This window comes from Rhodospirillales bacterium (assembly GCA_028824295.1).
Lineage (GTDB): Bacteria > Pseudomonadota > Alphaproteobacteria > TMED109 > TMED109 > VXPW01.
On the sequence record JAPPED010000003.1, the window covers coordinates 325,320 to 344,479 of the forward strand.

Genomic DNA, 19,160 nt, shown 5'->3' on the forward strand with positions numbered 1-19,160 from the left:
GATGGCTGGAAAGGTACACGCCGACCAGCCGGACACGCTGGAGGCGGATGTCGCTATTGCCAGTGGGGTATTTGAGCGCAAGCCAGCCATTCGGGACATTTTCCGCTGGGCGGATGAGCGAGCGCGTGCAGCCGTGGGTAATTCAGACGCTGTACGTGCCCAAGTGAACAAGCACAGCAGGGAACTGGAGACTTGCCATGTCAATGCCAAAGCCAAGGTTGAAAAACGACCCAACTACTCATCGACTACCAATACAGTCTTGTCACGGTAAGAAAAAGGTCGGGCCGCTTCCCTATTTAGACGAAGCGGAAATAATCGGGGAATTGCGGACCAAGTTCATTCGGGAACGGGTTGAACAAGAACGAGACGCATTGACAGAAGAGGTGTTGCGGCACATTCAGCGTATATTGAACGGTAGGGATGAAGGCCCGGTGATATGACAACCATGGAGAATGACGTGAGTCAATTCCACATCGATCTCTCAATCACATGCCTGAAATGCAATCGTGTGACCGTCATCGACGTGTCAGAGCCGGTCGGAGACGCTTCCACTGTCACGTGCAAGACATGTGGGACATGTTTCGGTCGCTTTCCTGCCTTCAGGAAGATGGTTATTGACGGAGTCAGCGAAATGCTTGGCGGCATTGGCTAGATTGTCCGTGTCATCGAATATACTCAATTTCTGGATGTTCACCATAGTCCCTATTATTTCAAGTTGACATCGGCCCCTGTCAAGTGAACCCAGCGGCGTAAGCAAGTAACAATTTCGTGAATTCGCTGCCGGTGGCGTGGTCATTATCGCATATAAGCCTCCGCCCCCGCGGCCGCATGGGCTTCGTCGCGACATTAGCCACAGATTTGCCTCCGTCGTGCCGGCGATTTTGCATCGCCGAAATCGGAATCCGTATACACTTTGATAACAGCCGGTTAGCGAATGCGTTACTTAAGAGAGTCCCAATTCTTTACCGCCGCAATGGTGCAATTGGTTGAGGCCTTGGAAGTACGAGAGGGCACCAACCGTTCAGTCAGTGAGCAGTTTGGGGTGAACTCGAACTCGGTGAACAGGCCTGATAGACCGGACAAAAGTCCAAGTATCGCCGTAAGTCAGCTGAACCGTATTCGTGGTGCCAACAAGTGTGTCCAGCTTACACTGCAACAGCCGTTATCCGCACAGCCTCTAACGCCTCCATTAACTCGTCTAGTTCTGCGGAGTTGAACAAACCGTCCGGCCCATGAGGTGCAATATCAGTGAATGGAGATTCATAAAGTCGGTCAGGGGCAACCGCACCATGTTCTGTCAGGTGGTCAACCACGAGGTTCACGAACTCGATTTGATTGGCTGAAGGTGACTTTCCTGCAAGGAAAGTCTGCATGGCTTCTTTGGCGGCGTGGCGATCCATTCCCACTAGGGACCGCACGAGCAGTCCAAGTCCCTGGGATCTATTGGCTGCGCGCTGAATCGTGTCAGCCGTGCCGAGGCCGCTCGCAATGAACATCCGCTCCAACTCGCCGATGTCAGTCGTAGTGAGCGGTCTGTTCTTCCTCAGTTTTGCGATGGCGACGTGGTCGACATGTTCGCGCAGAAATGCACGAGCCTTAGCCGCGAACTTCGCTTGATCCGTTCCTGAGGCGAAGCTAGGCAGGTCAACGTGGATTTCGTCTCCCATGAGGTCCTCAAAATCCGTGTAGATCGGTTTGCGTTGATGTTTGTCGATGAACTGAACAAGGTTCCGAATTCGACGACGCATGACTTCCAGGATTGGGACACTAACGTTCTGCCACCACTCGTCCGTCTGAACGTCCAGGATGAGTGAGATTTGCTCTTGCACCACCGGGACGGCGGATTTTTCCTCGAGTAGTCCGGCAATCTGCTTCATCCGATCACTGAGCCGAGCAAAGCTGGGCTCGTGCCGTAGCAGGCTGAGCTGCAGGCTTAGGACGAGCAGGTCGAACCGCTTGGCTTCTTCTTTCTCTGGGTCCAACTCTGAAGGCAGGCCGGCCACTTTGTGTGAGAGTTCTGTCAGGGCCTCTCTCGGCAATGACATCCATGATTCAGGTTTGGCGTATTTCTCGATGAACCGGCGCCGTGGGCGTACCACGAAGTTGTCTACATTCATCGCAGCGACTTCGCGCTGCAAGAGATCGGCGAGAGACCACCGAACCGCGTCGTTCGTTTCTGGATCGGAGTGGGTGGGCTCAGACTCGTCGAGCCTACCCGGTTTGGTTTCCCCGCCCTGATGGTCCAGCGTGGCAATCAACTCGAGCCGGGCGTTGAACAGGCGCTTACCAAGCGATTCGTTGCCGGATCCCTCCGTGGCCGGAATATTCTGGCTGAAATATTCGAGGTTCTGGCAGTAGTCGAAGATATAGAACATGTCCTTGTCTTTGCCGGGGCCGAACAAACCGGGACAAAGCCGCGTACCACGCCCCACCATCTGCCAGAACTTGGTCTTCGAGCGCACCAGCTTGAAGAAAACCAAGTTCACAACCTCGGGGATGTCGATGCCGGTGTCGAGCATGTCCACTGAGATCGCGAGGTGTGGGTTCTGCTCCTTGTTCGAGAAGCTGTCGATCAGGCTCTGCGTGTATTCCGTCTTGAAGGTGATGACGCGGGCGAACTCGCCCTTGTAGGTTGGATAGTTGGCGTTGAAACGCTCGGCGATGAACTCCGCATGGGCTTGGTTTTTGGCGAAGAGGATTGTCTTGCCAAGACGATCGCCGCCGGCGACGGCGAGCCCACGGGTCATGAGGTGCGCCAGCACCTTGTCCACGGTGTTCTTGTTAAACAGCCACTTGTTGACCGCCTCGGCTTCGACTCGGTCAGGCACCGCGCCGTCGTCGTCCCATTCCAGCGCGTCCCACTGGTCCTTTTCCTCTTCCGATAGCTCGTGGTAGGTGATGCCCTCGCGCTGAAACCTGAGCGGTACCGAGACGGCCTTGGGCGGCACGAGGAAGCCGTCGCGCACCGCCTCCTCTAGGGAGTAGGCGTCGGTCGGCACTCCGTTCTCTAGGTCGAACAGGCTGTAGGTGTTTCGGTCCACCTCGTCCTTGGGCGTCGCCGTAAGCCCGACCAGTAGGGAGTCAAAATGGTCGAAGATGGCGCGATACTTCTGGAACACGGAGCGATGCGCCTCGTCGATGACCACCAAGTCGAAGTGGCCCACCCCGAAGCGACGCTGGCCGTCGCGAGCCTCATCTATCAGCCCCATCATGGTCGGATAGGTCGAAATGTAGACGCGTCCCTCGGCGTTCCTCTCGGTGACCAGGTTGACGGGCGAGGCGTCGGGCAAGTGACGTTTGAAGGCATTGACCGCCTGATTCACCAGCGCCACCCGGTCGGCGAGAAAGAGCACCCGCTTGGCCCAGTTGCTTCGCATCAGCAGGTCGGAAAGTGCGATCACCGTACGCGTCTTGCCAGAGCCCGTCGCCATCACGAGCAGTGCCTTGCGGTCGTAGTCGCGCTCGAACGCCTCAGCGATACGCCGAATGGCGCGGGTCTGGTAGTGGCGCTCGACGATCTCCGAACTGATTGGAGCCACCGCCAGCGTGCGGCGTGTCTTCCGGCGCTGGGTAAGCAACTCCAACTCTGCCTTCTTGTAGAAACCCTGAACTCGGCGCGGCGGGTAGCGGGTGTCGTCCCACATCCAGTGGTCGTAACCGTTCGAGTAAAAGATAACCGGCCGTTGCCCAAACTCGTGCTCCAGGCAATCGGCGTAGAGTTTGGCCTGTTGCTGCCCGACGCGGGCGTCGCGCCGCGTTCGCTTGGCCTCAACTAGACCGAGCGGCTTGCCATCGTCGCCCCAGAGCACATAGTCCACGTAGCCCTTGCCCTCGGCATTGGGCATCCCGCTGACCCCGAACTCCCGGTCGTGGTCTTGATCCAATGGCCAGCCGGCTTCCTTCAGCAGCAGGTCTATGAAATAGTCGCGGGTTTCGGCCTCGGAGTAGTCGTGCGTGTCCGGTTGCGTTGCAGCCTCTTTCTTAGCCTTGGCTACCTCCTCTCTCAAGCGCTGGAGTTCTTCATCGAGCACGCCCTTGTCCGCAAGCAGAGTTGTGAGTTTCTCGTCGTGCTCCCGGAGGCCTTCCGCAAGCGTGCGTAGTTGCCCTGCCGTCTGCTGTTTGGTGGTCGCGGGCCGGGGCAGTGCCGCAGGATCGAAGGCAAGTCCAGGCTCTGGGCGCCCGGCGCGGGCGTACGTTCGTGCAAACCAATAGGTTACGTGGAAGAGTTCGCGCAGCGCCGTCAGCGCATCCGCTTCCGGAATAGCGCGGTGGCCGTGCACCGCGCGGTTGCCGAGCGTGTTGAGAACCCGGGCCTTGCTGAATACCGCCTCGCCTGCGGCCTTCTTGAAGCTCGGCTCGTGAATCAGCGCCGAGAGTTTGTCCTGATAGGGCAATCGGAGGGTCGCGTCGTGCTTGTATGCCCAGTTCACCGCCAGTTCCAGCGTGCGCCGGGCGTAGAAGCAGGCCGTGCGGGTATCCCCATGCACTGACGCCTCAGATCTCGCAGCGGAGTCGAACACTGCTGGCCATTCGCGCTGGAGGAAGGTGAACTGGCTCACATCCTCCCTCCTAAGACGCGATCCATCAATTTCCCGACGAACCCGCGCTCCTGCCGGTTTCCCCCGGAGATTCCGCCATCGTATATCGGCAAGGCCGGAACCGCAGGAGCGCCTGTTCTGTTCATCGTACTACCGGCGTAGATCGCGTCCGCACTCAACCGGCGTTCGAGATAGGGCGTGAAGCCCGTGAGCAGAATCGACATAGCCACCATGTCACGCATCTCGATCGCACGTAGTGCTCCCTTCGCGCGGCTGCCGTGTCGGATACCAGGATAGTCAGAGGCGAAGCCGTAGAGCTTCTTGAGGGCCTCTTTAATTGTCGCGTGCGGCCACGAGTTGAGTTGTTCACACATGTCGCCCAGCGTGTTCTTTGTTACACCCGGATCGAGTGCACCAATCGCTTCCAACAACATGAACTGCTTGCCGATGCACGTCTTGATCCGACCGTCCGTGCACCCGAAGCGAAGGTCTCTTAACGCGTCCTCATATTCCCTCATCAACTGGTCGAGGTGTAGGTCTTGACCGGCGAGCGCGCGGAGATCACTAACCAAGCTCGCGAATAGGCCGGGCAGGGTCGGACAAAGTACGCAGGGTCGGCGTAGGTCGTAGCGGAGATTAAACTTGCCGATGAAATCGGCGAGCAGGTTGAAATAGCGATTGGTCAACTGGTCGCCACCCAACTCTTCGAGCGCGTCGTGCGCCGCCTCGAAGAATTCGGCGAGCGCGGGCTCATCGCCAAGATCGTTCGCCGTGATCGCCTCGAATGCTTCGCGGCTTTGTATAGGACTGTCGATTATGTCGGCGAGATCCTCGACCGAGGGACGCGGAGACAAAGCGGGCACAAGGGCGCGGTACAGCTCGCAGAAGATGTCTTCTGGAAGACCTTCGTTATCCTCGTCCAGGGGCTGATCGATGAGCGGCAGCCAGATTTCGCGCCACGTCTCCGCCCATACGCCAATGAGATCGCCCCGCACCGCTAAAGATTTCCTCTGAAAGCATGCTGCTGAAGAGAGGCAAGAAGATCTTCGAGACCATCAAGCGCTCTCCGAAATGGGACGGTCAACCTCTCAATCTCCGAAACGCGATCTGCGTACTCTCGCTGCTTTGCTTCAGGAGGGACGGGTACGACAACACTGCGCACCAGCCCGATATTTAGGTTCTTAACTGTAGCTCCGGGTGCCCGCCGCGAAAATTCCGTGTAGAGCGCCCGTGAGCCAAGAAGACTGTAGTAGTAGTCGGGAATTACATTCGACTTGCGAGGAGAAAGCACTAGCCATCCATCATGAATACAGCCCGAAGTCCGCATGATGTACGGCCTGCCAAAGCTCATCGAGTTGGTGAGAAGGAAGTCGCCGGGATTGACTCTGCGCGACCGCTTTGCCCCCTCCGGTTTGATCTTTCTCTTGGTCGCTGTGATGTACTTTGCGTTCTCTGGGGCATCGCCGATCATGATCCAGTTCACCCCGTCTCGACTCTCAGTAATGTAATCGTCGATCGGGCGGGGCGATCCACCGCGGGAGATTTCAAACAAGTCCTCAAGTGCGCTTGTCGGCCATCGCTTCGGATTCGTGGCGGGGTCACCGAACATGTTGAGAAAGAATGATTTGGTAAGGGTATCGAGTCGGTTAAGGGCAGCTCTGCGGTTGGCCCGCATCGCGTTCGCTTTGTCCAGGATCTCCGCAATCCGCCGCTGCTCAGGGAGGGGAGGGAGGGGGATCTGGATCTTGAACACCTCGGCAGGTCTGGCTCTGAGTAGCGACCCCCCAACGCCCGAAACTGTTCGCATAAAAGCGGAGTGAAAAGCATCTCCGACCAACACCCAGCGCAAAAAACTTGGCCAAATGCGCTTGTCTCTGAAAATGATCCATTCGCCCGATGCGATCTGACGATGCCTGCTAACTGGCCCAACAACGCATGCTCGACGGATGTGCGGAACAATGCGCGAGATCATCACGTCGTCTGGCTGGACTGCTTTCTTTGAAGAACCAATTTTGGAGCCAGCAACTACTTCAGGAGCGCCGGCATCGAAAGCGGGGATGCTATAAAGCTCGAACACTTCGTCCTGGTGCTTCTTGGGATCTACAGTAACGCCTTTGCGAAGTGCAATGTCTCCCATTGAAATCATGTTCCATTTCATCTCAGCATCGCCTTCAACTCCTTCATCCCCAATTGAATGTCCTCCTCGAGTTTGGCCAGCTCCGCGAGGATTTCTTGCGGTGGGCGGTGCTCAACCTCCTTGTGTTCCACTTCTTTGTACCGGTTGAGCGAGAGGTCGTAGCCTTGCGAAGCAATTTCGGCTTTAGGCACGCAAAAGCTCTGCGCGGTCCGCGGGCGCTTACGCTCACCTCCCGCGCGGTCTGCCCAGCGTGCAATCACGTCAGGCAGGTTGTTCTTCGCATGATCGGCCGCGCAGAGCGCTGTGTGCGGCACAGCCCCGAGCTTGTCCTCAGGCAAGAGCGGCGTACGCTTGTCATCGAGACTCCAGCCGTCCGCTGTAACATCATAGAACCAGACGTAGTCGGTGCCGCCAGAGTTCGTTTTGGTGAAAAATAGGATTGAGGTGGAGACCCCTGCGTAGGGTTTGAACGCGCCGCCCGGTAGCGACACTATGGCGTCAAGTTTCTGGTCTTCGATCAAGATACTCCGCAACTGCTTGTGTGCCTTACTTGAGCCGAAAAGGACACCATCAGGCACGATCACTGCGGCCCGGCCACCGTGCTTCAACAGCCGAAGAAAGAGCGCGAGGAAGAGCAGCTCGGTCTTCTTGGTCTTAACGATTTGCAGGAGGTCCTTGGCGGTGTTCTCATAGTCGAGGCTGCCGGCGAAGGGCGGATTGGCCAGCACTAGCGTGAACCTTTCTTCCTCGCCGGCGTGGTCCTCCGCCAGCGAGTCCCGGTAGCGGATGTCGGGGCTCTCTACGCCGTGCAGCAGCATGTTCATGCTGCCGATACGCAGCATGGTATTGTCGAAGTCAAAACCGTGGAATAGGTCGTGGTGGAAGTGCTCACGTAGCTTCGCGTCGTGCAGCAGATTCGGATAGCGGTCGCGCAGGTACTCGCCGGTCGCGACCAGGAAGCCCGCCGTGCCGCAGGCCGGGTCGCAAACGACATCAGCGGGCAGGGGTGCGGCAAGTTCCACCATCATCCGGATGATGTGACGCGGTGTGCGGAACTGCCCATTCTGTCCGGCGGTGGCAATCGTGCCGAGCATGTACTCGTAGACGTCGCCCTTGGTATCGCGCTCCTCCATCGGCACCTTGTCGAGCAGGTCTACAACCTTGGCCAGCAGTGCTGGGGCCGGAATGGTGAACCGCGCGTCCTTCATGTGGTGCGCGTATGTCGAGTCGGCGCCGCCGAGCTGGCGAGTCAGGTCGTCGCGAAGAAACGGGAAGACGTGTTCTCCAACAACCATAAACATCTCGGCAGGGGCGAGGTGCTTGAAGCGCGACCAGCGGAAGTCCTCGTAGGATCGACCATTCGCGTCCTTGCCTTTCGGAAAGACCCGCCGCTCCATCGGTTGTTTGAGCCGATTGGCCCTGTTTTCTTCCAGAGTGTGCAGGTCGTCGAGCCGGCGAAGGAACAGCAGGTACGTGATCTGTTCCATCACCTCTAACGGGTTCGAGATGCCGCCCGACCAGAACGAGTCCCAGATGCGGTCAATTTGGTTCTTGATGTTGCCTGTGATCATTTCGAGGACTTTGCGGGTTTGGGTTCGTGGCGCGACTGCCGAATACTCTGCGGCAGTATTCAGGTCGATGGTGCTTCGCTGACGGTGAGCCACCACGTGGAGAAAAGCTTCCATATGGCCGCCCAACAGGCATTTCTCGGCTTCTTGTCATCATCCCAATGCTCCGGTGCCATTGCTCTACTCGATCTGCCCTGAACTAGAGTCGAGGTCCATTGCAGCGCACATGCCTATTCTTGCGGCCGCCAGAGAATCAGACCGACATGCCGAGTACCGGTGATTCGTTGCGGAGAGGTCCCGCGCCCGTTCAGGAGGGTATGCATAACGCGGACAAAAGCACGCAGTGAGTCTACCGTGCCTGGCCACAATGGGTATTTGCCGCTACCAAAGCTGCCCCACTCTAGGAATCGGCGCCCAGCGCCTCGCCGACAGACCACGGTGGCGTACGAAGGGCGGTTGGCTGTCAAGCTGTACGCCGCTGGCGAGTTTGTGCCCACGTTCGAGACTTTCGATGCGGTCCCGGAGGGGAAGGCGCACATGTTCCACGCGGTGCCGAGCTACTGAACCAACAAGCACCCATCCATCCAGTTCTTCGGTGCCGCGCAGGGTGGCCTGGTCCTGCAGGAGCACAACGTTTGGCCGTACTACGGTGGTGGCCAGAAGCTCCGGGATGAGCTCTACGGCTAATTCGATCTCAAGGCATTCGTGGCCGGGAACACCGGGACCCAGATGGGAGGCTGGTTCCAGAAGGAGATCAACTCCCTCTCGGACTTCCAGGACCTCAAGATGCGGATCCCCGGCCTCGGGACGGAAGTTATCAACCGGCTTGGCGGCACGGCGGCCAACCTGCCCGGCGGCGAGATCATGCCCGCCCTCCAGTCCCCGGTGATCGATGCCACGGAATGGGTCGGCCCCTGGAACGACTTGGCGTTCAGCTTCTACAGGATCACGAAGAACTACTACGGCCCGGTCTTCCATGAGCCCAGCGCCACCCTCGAGCTCTCGGTGAACAAGGGAGGCCTGGGACGGGCTCGAGACCGACCTGCAGACGGCCGTGGAGAATGCCGCCGCGGCCACCAACGTCCGCATGCTTGCGGAATTCCTGCCGCCAACGTCGAATCCCAGCGTGTGCTGGTCGAGGAGTATGGCGTCCAGATACGCCCGTTTCCGGCGGAGGTCTTCAGGGAGATGCTGCGCCACAGCGATGATGTCGTGCGAGCCACGGCGCAGGAAGACGACCCGGCGCGCCGCAACTTCGAGAGTTGGCAGCGTTTCCGGGCCTACGTGTACCCGCAACCCGTACGCGGAACAGGGCTACCTGCAACTCCGGGGCTGAACGGGAACCGGTGCAACGGCGGCGCATCCGCCGGGTCCGGGAGCCGTTCCGGGTTCCCGGGCGGCGCGCCGGTCGATGGCAGACCCTGATCGGTCGCCGCGACCGCGATCAATCTATTGGGTCGGACGATGTCGACCGTGCGAGGACGTCCTGTATCGGGAACGATGCTTACCGCGGCTCCCTGCAGCCCAGGGATCGACGATCTCGCCCCCGGTGTCCGCGCCATGTGTCAAGATGTTCTTGGCATGATGACATCCTCGTGACAGGACTGGCGCATGACCATATTGCATGTTTCCGAATTGAAGGCGCAGCTCTCCGAGGTGCTTGCGGCAGTCCGCGCTGGTGAGCGGATTGGCATCCTGTACGGAAAATCCAGGGAATCTGTCGCGATGATCGTGCCGTATGAGCCCCCGGACCTGCCGGAGCGTGAGGTCGGGTTCCTCGACGGCAAGGTCAGGATTGAATTGGGAGTTATGTAGCTGACTGCGCAAGGACGTACGGCTATATTGAGGGTCACCGGCTGAATCGGTATCAGAAGGCTTTTCATGAAGAAGTTCAAGTATCGAGATCATATTTTTGAGGTTTCCGAACCAAAAGATTGCCGCATTACGGTTGCGGGTTACGGCAAGTCTGCGGAAATTCGTATCGAAGATAAGAGCGGAAAAGTTGTATACACTCCTAATTTCGATGGTAGAGATGGATTTTCTTCAAGATCGCTTGAAGCAACTGTGGGCATGGCGGCATATCTGATCGTAGAGTCTCTAGATAAGACTTCTAAAGACGATCTTCGTCGGGAAATGGAGGCGTTTTACAAGGATTTGCCCGTTGGTTGATTTCGGTTAGCGTTGAACATGAATCCGTTTCCTGTTCTGGCGATGGTTGAGCAATTTGGGTTGATTGACGGCATTTTCGCTTTTGGGATTATAGCCCTTGGCATTTGGGTGCATCGTCTGAAAATGTCACAGGTGCGTCATGATGAACGGATCAAAGCGTTGCAGGATCAGATGACAGAAGTCAAGGCGATGCCGGCAGTGCGTCAAGGCAAATCTGACCCCTGATATCTAGCTGAATTTTGGCGGAGGGGAAGGGATTCGAACCCTCGGGACGTGGGGTAGAACGCCCTGCGGTTTTTGAAACCGTTGCCTTCGACTTGACTCAGCCAACCCTCCTCAGCGGAGGGGTGGCAACATCGTTCCAAACACTTTCACTTTGTCCACATTCTGTCTGGAGCATCCGGCCCTACTAAACTCCACGCATCGCCAATCGAACCCGTCGCTAAACAAGCGACGAGTTTACGATGGCTACCCATTCCGGCCCTGGCCGTGCGCATCGGCACGGCATTCCTCTACTGCGCCCAAGTTCGTCTCAAACAGCCATACGGACCGGGGCGCTCACTCCTCCTCCTCTGGGGAGAATGACAGCGGTTCGTGGCCACGGCGGACCGGAAACGGCAGTTCGACGCCATGCTCCTCCCCAAAATGCCGAGCGAAGGCTTCGGAGGACTTCAGACCACGCGCGGTCTTGGCACGCTTCTCGTGGATCAGGCGGCGGACCCTCTCTTCCATCGACATGCCGATCCGGCGTGCTTCGCGTCGGAGCCAGAACTTGTCGCCGGGACCGATGTCGAAGACGGTCATGCTACTACTCATGCTAGCGGCTCCAATCCGGTCGACATTCTGCTTGCAGCTGATCGAACTCGCTGGTCTGTAGCCGGCAACCGTAATTTTCCCATTCCTGACAACTTAAAACTGCACACCTGACGGATGGGCGGTCGCGTCGCCACGTTCCACGCTGTTGGCGGAGCCAACGGGATGGAGCGGGAGGCCGATGCACGGATGGGAGACGAGGATGCTGCTGCGGCATTATCTGGAACGGGGCATGTCGAAGGCGGAGCTGTCGCGGCGCTTCGGGGTGAGTCGCCGGACGATCTACAGCTGGATAGCGTCCGGCGACCTGGACCGCGATCTGGCGGCTGGCGGGACGCGGTACTCGCCGCGGCCGCGGCGGGTGCACAAGCTGGACCCGTACAAGGGGATCATCGACGCCCGGCTGACGGAGTTTCCCCGGTTGTCGGTGCAGCGGCTGTTCGACGAGGTGCGCGCGGCCGGCTATGCGGGGAGCTACGGCCGGGTCCGGGACTACGTCCGCACGGTCCGGCCGCGCGATCCGGTCGAGCCCGCCAACCGCTTCGAGACGCCGCCGGGCCGGCAGGGCCAGGTGGATTTCGGCAGTTTCACGCTGCCGTGGGGGCGGCGCCACGCGCTGCTGGTGGTGCTCGGCCATTCCCGGATCCTGTGGCTGCGGTTCTATCCCCGGCCGACGATGGCGGTGCTGATCGACGGGCTCGAGAGTGCGTTCGCCCGCTTCGGCGGCGTGCCGCAGGAGCTGCTGTTCGACCAGATGCGCGCGGTCGTGCTCGCGGACGACCGCGCGGGCAGCGGCGGGCTGATGCTGAACGCCGAGTTCCTGCGCTTCGCCGCGCACTGGGGGTTCATGCCGCGCTCGTGCCGGCCGTACCGGGCCCGCACCAAGGGCAAGGTGGAACGGCCGATCCGCTACCTCAGGGAGAGCTTCTTCTACGGCCGTGCCTTCGCCAACGACGCCGATCTCAACGCGCAGGCGGCGCGCTGGGTGGACGGCACCGCCAACGTCCGCCGGCACGGCACCACCGGCGAACGTCCCGTCGACCGCTTCGAGCGCGACGAGCGCCGCGCGCTCGGCCCGCTGGCGGGCCGGCCCTACCGGCGCCTCGGCGCCACGCAGGCCTCGGCCCCGGCGCTGCGACCGCGCCCCGCCGTGCCGGTGCAACGGCGTGCGCTGCACGAGTACGCGGCGGCCGTCCAGTGACCGCGGCCGCGATGAGCCGGCGCGACCGTGTGCGGGCGATGCTCGCCGACCTCAAGATGCCCGGCGCCCTCGAGGCCGTCGACGGCATCCTCGCCCAGGCCGACAACGGCGGCGCCACCGCCAGCGAGGCCATCGAGCAGCTGCTGCAGGCGCAGATCGTGCTGCGCAACAACCGCCGCCTGCAGACCGCCATGCGCGCCTCGCGCCTGCCCGCCGTGAAGACCCTGGCCGAGTTCGATTTTGCCTTCCAGCCCAGCGTCAAGCGCGAGCAGATCGAGAGCCTGCACGAGCTCGGCTTCGTCACACGCGCCGAGAACGTGATCCTGCTCGGCCCGCCCGGCGTCGGCAAGACCCACCTCGCGATCAGCCTCGCCATCGCCGCCGCCGAGTCCGGACGGCGCGTCTACTACGGCACCCTCGCCAGCCTGGCGGTCGAGTCGCTCACCGAGGCCAAGACCGCCGGCCACCTCGCCCGCCGGCTGAAGGTGCTGACCCATCCCGCCCTGCTCGTCATCGACGAGATCGGCTACCTCCCCGTCAGCCAGGACGGCGCGACGCTGTTCTTCCAGCTCATCAACGCACGCCACGAGCGGGCCTCGACCGTGCTGACGTCGAACAAGGGCTTCGAGGAGTGGGGCGCCACCCTCGGCGACGAGGTCATGGCGGCCGCGCTCATCGACCGCCTCCTGCACCACTGCCACATCGTCAACATCCGCGGCAACAGCTACCGGATGCGCGAACACCAGGACCTGCTGCGGAGCCGGACCGACAGCCACCGCGAGGAGATCCCGGGATGAGCAGCCCGCGCGCTCTACTCCGTGCCGCGCGCGGGCGCCCCGCCGACCGGCACGCCGATACCCCCGTGACCACACCCCCGGCCACCCGAAAGTGTGCAGTTTTCAGTTGTCAGGAATGGGCAGTTTTCAGTTGCCATTGACATGGTCGATCTCGCCCGATTCATTCCTCTTCCAACGGCGTGCGCTGTTCGAGCCTCACAAGGCGGCGCGCGAGTTCCCGTTCAAGCCGTTTTCGGCGGAACGGCGAGAGCTTGACCCATGCGCCGATCTCGGTAGAGGTCCTGCCGCAGCCCAGGCACCACCCCGTCCTCGGGTCGAGACGGCAGACGTCGACGCATGGGGATTGCGCGCGTTTTGCCCTTCGTGTCATGAAAGAGCCTCGATCGTAGTTCCTCAGTTCGCGCTCATGATGGGGGGCTTGTCAACTGGATAGGCCAATTCGACCGATAAAGCCGGTTCGCTTCAGACACGCTCGAGCCAGCTGATGCCGGTAGAACAGGCGTCCCACGATCGGGCGGTTCAGTGGGACCCGGCGGAGGCGATGTCCTGGTCGAGGGCCGGGTCCGGTTCGGGGATGCGGAACGTGAGCAACAGCGCATTCATTCGATCACTCCGTGCTCTTGGAGGAAGCCATGGAACAGGGCGAAGCATTGCTCCGGTTCTTCGACCTGCAGGAGGTGGGTGGTGTCGGGCACGGTGGCGTATTCGATGCCGTGAAGTTCGCAGAATTCCGCGCAACACCGCGCGGTTGTCGGCGCCCCGGGCGGCTCCGGGTCTGAACCCACGACCAGCATCGGTCGCGCGGGCGAACCAGTTTCCTGCCAGATGGGCAGCGTTGCGACCTCGGTATACAGATCGGCCTCGACCGGCCCCGGACAGCAGAGCTCCCAGGCGCCGTCAGCGGGAACGAAGCGCAACGTCGATCGCGCGTTGAGTTCCGCCACCCCGCTCCGCATGCGCCGGAACCGGTGCAGCGTACGAAACACTTCAGCCAGCTCGGCAGGGTCGGAAAACCGGAACTGGCGAATTCGGGCGGCTTCGCGAAGGATCTCGCCGTCGGCCAGCAATGGCGCGCGCAACGGGTGGCCCGCAGGCGGCATCACCGGCGGGTCAAACAGCACCAGCGCATCCCAGTGCCAGATGCCTTCGATGACCGCAAGCAACGCCGCAATCGCCGACATCGAATGGAAGACGCCGACGGTGGTCTTCCCGCCCCACGCTTCGGCGATGGCGTGATGCACCGTCACGTTGTCGCGTGCGAAGCGGGGATAGTTGTGGGGCTCGGCCGCGTGGAACGAATTGCGCCCGCAGTTTCGGAAGTCGAACAGGGCGAGGTCGAAACGCTCCAGCATGTGCCGCCAGAACGGGAAGTAGGAATCGCTGGCGAAGCCGTTCCCATGACTCAGTACGACGCGTGGCCCGGACGGGTTGCCGTGCCGGACGACGCGGATAGGCGCGCCATCGTCCATGGCGAGGTCGAGCGTCGCCTCGGGCGCCGGCAACTCGAAGCCAGATGGCGCGGTCACGCGGTGCACCTTGCGTGGTCCGATGCTGCCGCGCGGGCGACGCGAAGGTCGTACCAACCCATCACCAGCATGGGACGACTGCAGAGACTGCCAACAGCAGCGCGCCCGAGGTTTCGGAAAGCCTGAACGACGACGTCGGTCTCCCCGGGGCAGGAGCTACCGAGGCACGGAATAAGCGGCTGAAGAGGACTTGTATCCATGGCAGACCACGAAGTTTTAACCGTTCAGGGCGCTTGGTGGCCTGAGCGGGATTGTTCCTCTGTCAGCGGCTCTCGAAGCGGCCGCATCGTTCGACGCCGGGTTCACCCGCTTCGCCAAGGCGTGCCCCCCGAACGAACATCTAACGGCACAGGTCGCACGGCTTTCCTACGAGCGGTCCGACCGCGAGTCAACGCAGTGTCATGCGGGACGGATCTCCAGTTGTGGCGGCCATGTTATATGTCAACGTGTTCTTGACATGATGACACGTTTACGGCAAGGTTGGCCCATGATCACATTTCCTGTTGCCGAACTGAAGGCACAGTTCTCCAAGGTGCTGGCGGCGGTCCGCGCCGGCGAGCGGATTGGCATCCTGTACGGAAAGTCGAGGGAACCCGTGGCGATGATCGTGCCGTATGAGCCTCCGGACCTTCCGGAGCGAGCAGTCGGGTTCCTCGACGGCAAGGTCAGGATTGAGTTCATGGACGACTTCGACATGACCGAAGAGGAACTGCTCGACCTCGGGAAGTGAACTACCTGCTTGACACCCATGCGTTGCTTTGGTCGATCGGACAGTCGCACCGCCTGTCACGCGTCGCCCAGAGTCTCATTCGTGACCCGTCCAACGAAGTTCAGGTCAGTTCGGTATCTCTGTGGGAGATATCCCTGAAGTATGGAATCGGGAAGCTGTTACTCGGATCCATAGCGCCCGACGACATTCCCGCCCACTGCGAGATCTTGGGGTTCCGGATCATCCAACTCGACCCGGGAGACGCGTCTACGTATCACACGTTGCCCAGGCTGGTAGGACACCGCGATCCCTTCGATCGAATGCTGGTGCATCAGTGCATCCGCAGGCGAGCGTGCCTGGTCACTTGCGATACCCGTTTGGCTGGCTACGAGCCGCACGGCCTCACCCGAACCTGGTAGTCGTCATCAGAGTCGGGTCGATTGGCGCATTCTTCCATTGGATCCCTGGCCGTCCTGCAACAACCAGCGTTCGTTCACGACCGGGCAGAACAGCCGCCCCCGAACTTCATGCGGATTGCCCGTCACGAATCGACGAATACAGATATAGGGAAGGTCAGGGTGGCGTCATCGTCAGGCACCTGGGGACGTCGGACGCCCGCGGACGCGTGAGCCGGGAGCGACCGGTTCAAGGGGCAGGGCTATCGGCCAGCCCGAGCAGGAATGCGAGCGGCCCCGCGGAGCACGGCCGTTCGCCGGCTCATCGTCGCCGTCAACGCCGACCGCGCGGAGCATCGTTCGTTCGTCCGTTCACGCCGGCCGGTTCAGGTGGGGGGTGAGGGCGTCGATCGAGGGTCCTTCAGCAGGGTCTCCTCGCCGGCGAGATCCGGCTCCCCGCAACCGGCCAGGATCGCCGCCCGCGCGGCGTCGCGGAGCGCGATCGCGGCGTCGAAGCCATCCTGCTCCGCGAACTGCGGGGGGCCCACCGTGACCTGCACGTCGCCGGGGCGGGGAAACCACTGGCCGCCGCGCAGGACCGTTCGCGTCCCGTGGAGCGTCACCGGCACCACGGGCACCCCGGCGACGGCGGCAGCGGCGAACGCGCCGAGCTTGAAGGCGAGCAGGCCGGGGCGGCGGGTGAGGGTCCCTTCCGGATAGACCGCTAGCCGGCGGCCCGCCCGCGCGGCCGCGATGACGTCGTCCATGTCGCCCTTGCCGCGGGCGTCGTCGAACCGCTCCACGAACAGCGCGCCGACCCGGCGCAGGAACGGCCCGGCGATCAGCTGCGATGCCAGCTCCGCCTTGGCGGCAAAGGCGGTCTCGCCGGGCAGGGCCGCGACGAGCACCAGACTGTCGAGATAGCTGCAGTGATTGGCCACCAGGATGGCGCCGCGGTCCGGGACGGCCTCGCCGCTCACCGTCAACCGCGTGCCGGTGAGCTTCAGCATGGCCCGCGCGGCCGCGTGGATCACCTTCCAGCGCCAGGTACGCCGGGGCAGCACGATCACTAGCGGCCAGACGGCCAGCGCTATCGCTACCAGCACCGCCCACCAGTAGCTGGCGAATGCGCGGCCGAGCGCCAGGCGGCCTGCGGCGCGCAGCCTGCCCGCCGTGCCCGAGAGCCACAGGCCGAGCAGTTGCCGCCACAATGCGGGGGCGGCTTCGTGGAGACGGCCCTCCAGGTAGCGCGAGCGGGTGGCGGCGCGCCGGAGCTTGCCGCTCGAGGTCTTGAGCACGGCGCGGGGCGGCGCCAGCACGACGTCGTCCGGCGCGATGCCCGCAACATCCACCGCCGCGGCCTCGATGCTCTGCCGCAGCCGGTCACGGGCCGGCCCGTCCTCCGCGCGGGTTTCGGCGACCACCACCAGCCGCTCCGCCCGGTCGGGCCCGGCGGCCGCAAAGACCGCGACGCAGCCGCGCCGGATGCCGGGAAGGTCGCCGATGGCGGCTTCCAGCTCGTGCGGATGGATGTTGCGGCCGCCGCGGATGATGATGTCCTTGATCCGGCCCGTCAGATAGACCTCGCCGCCGGCGACGTAGGCCAGGTCCCCGGTCTCGAGCCAGTCCCCGTCGAACAGGTCGCGTGTCGCCTCCGCGTTCTCGTGATAGCCGACGGTCGACGAGGGACCGTTGAACTGCAGCCGCCCTTGGCGGCGCTCGGGCACTTCGCGGCCGGAATCGTCGACCACCCGGAACTGATGTCCGCCGAGCGGCGAACCGCACGCTACGACCTCAATCGCGTCCTTGTGTTCAGTCGTCACCGGCACCGCACGCGACCCCTCGATCAGCTCGGTCCGGTCGATCCGATCGGCGAGCAGCCCCCGGCCGGGCCTGGGAAAGGCCAGTCCCACGCTGCTTTCTGCAAGGCCGTAGACAGGGGCGAGCGCCCCGGGATCGAAGCCGTGGGGCGCGAAGCGCTCGCAGAACGCCCGGACGGACGCCGCCCGCACCGGCTCTGCCCCGTTGACGACCATACGGGCCGAGCTGAGGTCGAGGCCCTCAATCGCGCTGTCGTCGATCCGCCCGACGCACAGGTCGAAGGCGAAGTTGGGCGCGCCGGAAAGCGTCCCCCGCCGGGCGTGGATCTCCCACAGCCAGCTCTCCGGGCGCGCCAGGAAGATGAGCGGCGACATGATCGAAACGGGCACTGCAAAATGGAGGCTGCCGAGCCACGCGCCGATCAGGCCCATGTCGTGGTAGAGCGGAAGCCAGCTCACGAACACGTCGCGGTCGGGCTCGACTTCCATGGCCCGGCCCATGGCACGAATGTTGGTCAGCAGATTGGCGTGGCTAAGCACCACGCCCTTCGGATCGCCGGTGCTGCCCGAGGTGTACTGAAGAAAGGCGACGTCGGCCGCGTCGCGTGCCGGGGCGGCTGCCGCTCCGCCGCGCCCAAGGAGGCCCTCGACGGTCTCGACGGACCGAAGGCTCGCGACCTTCGAGCGCAGGAAGGCCGCGAGCACGTGCGCCTCCGGCACGGTGACCAGTATCTCGGCTCCCGCGTTGGCGAGGATCACGGCCTGCCGGCGCAGGTGATCCGCGAGCTGCGAAGGCCGCGCCGGAGGATAGATCGGAACCGGCACGCAGCCGGCGTAGAGGATCCCGAAGAAGGCGTGCAGAAACCCGGCGCAGGTGGGCAGCATCAGCGCGACGCGGGTGCCCGGCGTCGCTCCCGCATCGAGGATGCCGCCGGAGACGGCGAGGGCCGTCTCGCGGAGCCTTGCGTAGGTGATGGTCTCGAGATGGTCTTCCCGTTCCCTGAGCCAGGCGTGGACGCGGTCGGGATGCGCGTCGGCGTGCCAGTCGAGCACCTCAGTGAGGGTCGCCGCGGCGCTTGGTATCGCTTCAACGGGACCTTGGGCCGTGTCCGCCAGGGGAGGCGGGGTTGCGCGTCCGTGTCGCCCGCCGGCCGCTTCCATCGCGCGCCAGAGATCGGCCAGGGTTTCGGCTTCCGCCAGCGTTGATCCGGGAAGGCGGATCGAGAATGTCTGCTCGATGCGCGCCAGCAGCTCGGTGCGCCCCAGGCTGTCGAAACCTAGATCCTCGCTTAGCCTGCTCTCGAAGGTAACGCGCGGGGTGTCGCTCGCGGAACGAAGCTCGCGCGACAGCGCCGCGATCAGCTGCAGCAACTGCGCGGCATCGTCGGGGCCGGCCCTGCCGCTACGTGATTCTGTGCCGCCGTTCTCCATGGCTAAGCCAATCTCGCATGCCCGGCCTGCCTGTCAACAACCGTTGGAGACGCCGA

Annotated in this window: 15 protein-coding genes and 1 tRNA gene; 8 read left to right on the forward strand and 8 right to left on the reverse strand. The window is 62.3% G+C overall.

The window, feature by feature from the left end; all coding sequences use genetic code 11:
• Positions 1 to 1,145: 1,145 nt before the first annotated feature.
• From OXH60_02845 to OXH60_02860, 4 genes are read right to left on the reverse strand one after another with little or no spacing between them, the layout of a single operon-like run.
• Positions 1,146 to 4,559 (reverse strand): DEAD/DEAH box helicase family protein, encoded by a 3,414-nt coding sequence (locus OXH60_02845; GenBank protein MDE0711052.1) that lies wholly within the window; start codon positions 4,557 to 4,559, stop codon positions 1,146 to 1,148.
• Positions 4,556 to 5,533, reverse strand: coding sequence for a hypothetical protein (locus OXH60_02850; protein ID MDE0711053.1), 978 nt, complete (start codon positions 5,531 to 5,533; stop codon positions 4,556 to 4,558). Before OXH60_02850 ends, OXH60_02845 begins: the two co-directional genes overlap by 4 nt.
• A gap of 2 nt (positions 5,534 to 5,535) precedes the next feature.
• A complete protein-coding gene (locus OXH60_02855; protein MDE0711054.1) occupies positions 5,536 to 6,696 on the reverse strand; it encodes a restriction endonuclease subunit S in 1,161 nt (386 codons plus the stop codon).
• Positions 6,693 to 8,360, reverse strand: a complete 1,668-nt coding sequence (locus OXH60_02860) for a class I SAM-dependent DNA methyltransferase (GenBank protein ID MDE0711055.1) — start codon at positions 8,358 to 8,360, stop codon at positions 6,693 to 6,695. Before OXH60_02860 ends, OXH60_02855 begins: the two co-directional genes overlap by 4 nt.
• A gap of 588 nt (positions 8,361 to 8,948) precedes the next feature.
• Between OXH60_02860 and OXH60_02865 the strand changes: the two genes are divergently transcribed.
• The 4 genes from OXH60_02865 to OXH60_02880 all read left to right on the forward strand — a co-directional run bounded on the left by OXH60_02865 (position 8,949) and on the right by OXH60_02880 (position 10,637).
• Positions 8,949 to 9,668 carry a hypothetical protein gene (locus OXH60_02865; protein MDE0711056.1) on the forward strand — a complete coding sequence of 240 codons (720 nt, stop codon included), beginning with the start codon at positions 8,949 to 8,951 and terminating at the stop codon, positions 9,666 to 9,668.
• A gap of 186 nt (positions 9,669 to 9,854) precedes the next feature.
• Entirely contained in the window at positions 9,855 to 10,058 is a 204-nt protein-coding gene (locus OXH60_02870; protein ID MDE0711057.1) for a hypothetical protein, read from the forward strand.
• A gap of 66 nt (positions 10,059 to 10,124) precedes the next feature.
• Positions 10,125 to 10,412: a hypothetical protein gene (locus OXH60_02875; GenBank protein MDE0711058.1), complete on the forward strand. Its 288-nt coding sequence runs from the start codon at positions 10,125 to 10,127 to the stop codon at positions 10,410 to 10,412.
• 18 nt (positions 10,413 to 10,430) lie between these two features.
• Positions 10,431 to 10,637 carry a hypothetical protein gene (locus OXH60_02880; protein MDE0711059.1) on the forward strand — a complete coding sequence of 69 codons (207 nt, stop codon included), beginning with the start codon at positions 10,431 to 10,433 and terminating at the stop codon, positions 10,635 to 10,637.
• Between the two features lie 15 nt (positions 10,638 to 10,652).
• Here the strand turns inward: OXH60_02880 and OXH60_02885 are convergent.
• Together OXH60_02885 and OXH60_02890 are read right to left on the reverse strand one after the other, a co-directional pair.
• Positions 10,653 to 10,748, reverse strand: a tRNA-Leu gene (locus OXH60_02885).
• Between the two features lie 222 nt (positions 10,749 to 10,970).
• Positions 10,971 to 11,228: a hypothetical protein gene (locus tag OXH60_02890; protein MDE0711060.1), complete on the reverse strand. Its 258-nt coding sequence runs from the start codon at positions 11,226 to 11,228 to the stop codon at positions 10,971 to 10,973.
• Between the two features lie 199 nt (positions 11,229 to 11,427).
• On the opposite strand from OXH60_02890, the gene istA reads away from it, so the two are divergent.
• Complete coding sequence (gene istA, locus OXH60_02895) at positions 11,428 to 12,426, forward strand: IS21 family transposase (GenBank protein MDE0711061.1); 999 nt, start codon at positions 11,428 to 11,430, stop codon at positions 12,424 to 12,426.
• Positions 12,423 to 13,223: an IS21-like element helper ATPase IstB gene (gene istB, locus OXH60_02900; GenBank protein MDE0711062.1), complete on the forward strand. Its 801-nt coding sequence runs from the start codon at positions 12,423 to 12,425 to the stop codon at positions 13,221 to 13,223. The genes istA and istB overlap by 4 nt, the downstream gene beginning before the upstream one ends.
• Before the next feature lie 599 nt (positions 13,224 to 13,822).
• Here the strand turns inward: istB and OXH60_02905 are convergent.
• Entirely contained in the window at positions 13,823 to 14,749 is a 927-nt protein-coding gene (locus OXH60_02905; GenBank protein MDE0711063.1) for an alpha/beta hydrolase, read from the reverse strand.
• A gap of 487 nt (positions 14,750 to 15,236) precedes the next feature.
• On the opposite strand from OXH60_02905, the gene OXH60_02910 reads away from it, so the two are divergent.
• Together OXH60_02910 and OXH60_02915 are read left to right on the forward strand one after the other, a co-directional pair.
• Entirely contained in the window at positions 15,237 to 15,479 is a 243-nt protein-coding gene (locus OXH60_02910; GenBank protein ID MDE0711064.1) for a type II toxin-antitoxin system prevent-host-death family antitoxin, read from the forward strand.
• Complete coding sequence (locus OXH60_02915) at positions 15,476 to 15,877, forward strand: type II toxin-antitoxin system VapC family toxin (GenBank protein MDE0711065.1); 402 nt, start codon at positions 15,476 to 15,478, stop codon at positions 15,875 to 15,877. The genes OXH60_02910 and OXH60_02915 overlap by 4 nt, the downstream gene beginning before the upstream one ends.
• Before the next feature lie 362 nt (positions 15,878 to 16,239).
• Here OXH60_02915 and OXH60_02920 read toward each other — a convergent pair whose 3' ends face one another.
• On the reverse strand, positions 16,240 to 19,104 hold the full coding sequence (locus OXH60_02920) for an AMP-binding protein (protein ID MDE0711066.1): 2,865 nt from the start codon (positions 19,102 to 19,104) through the stop codon (positions 16,240 to 16,242).
• Between the last annotated feature and the right edge of the window lie 56 nt (positions 19,105 to 19,160).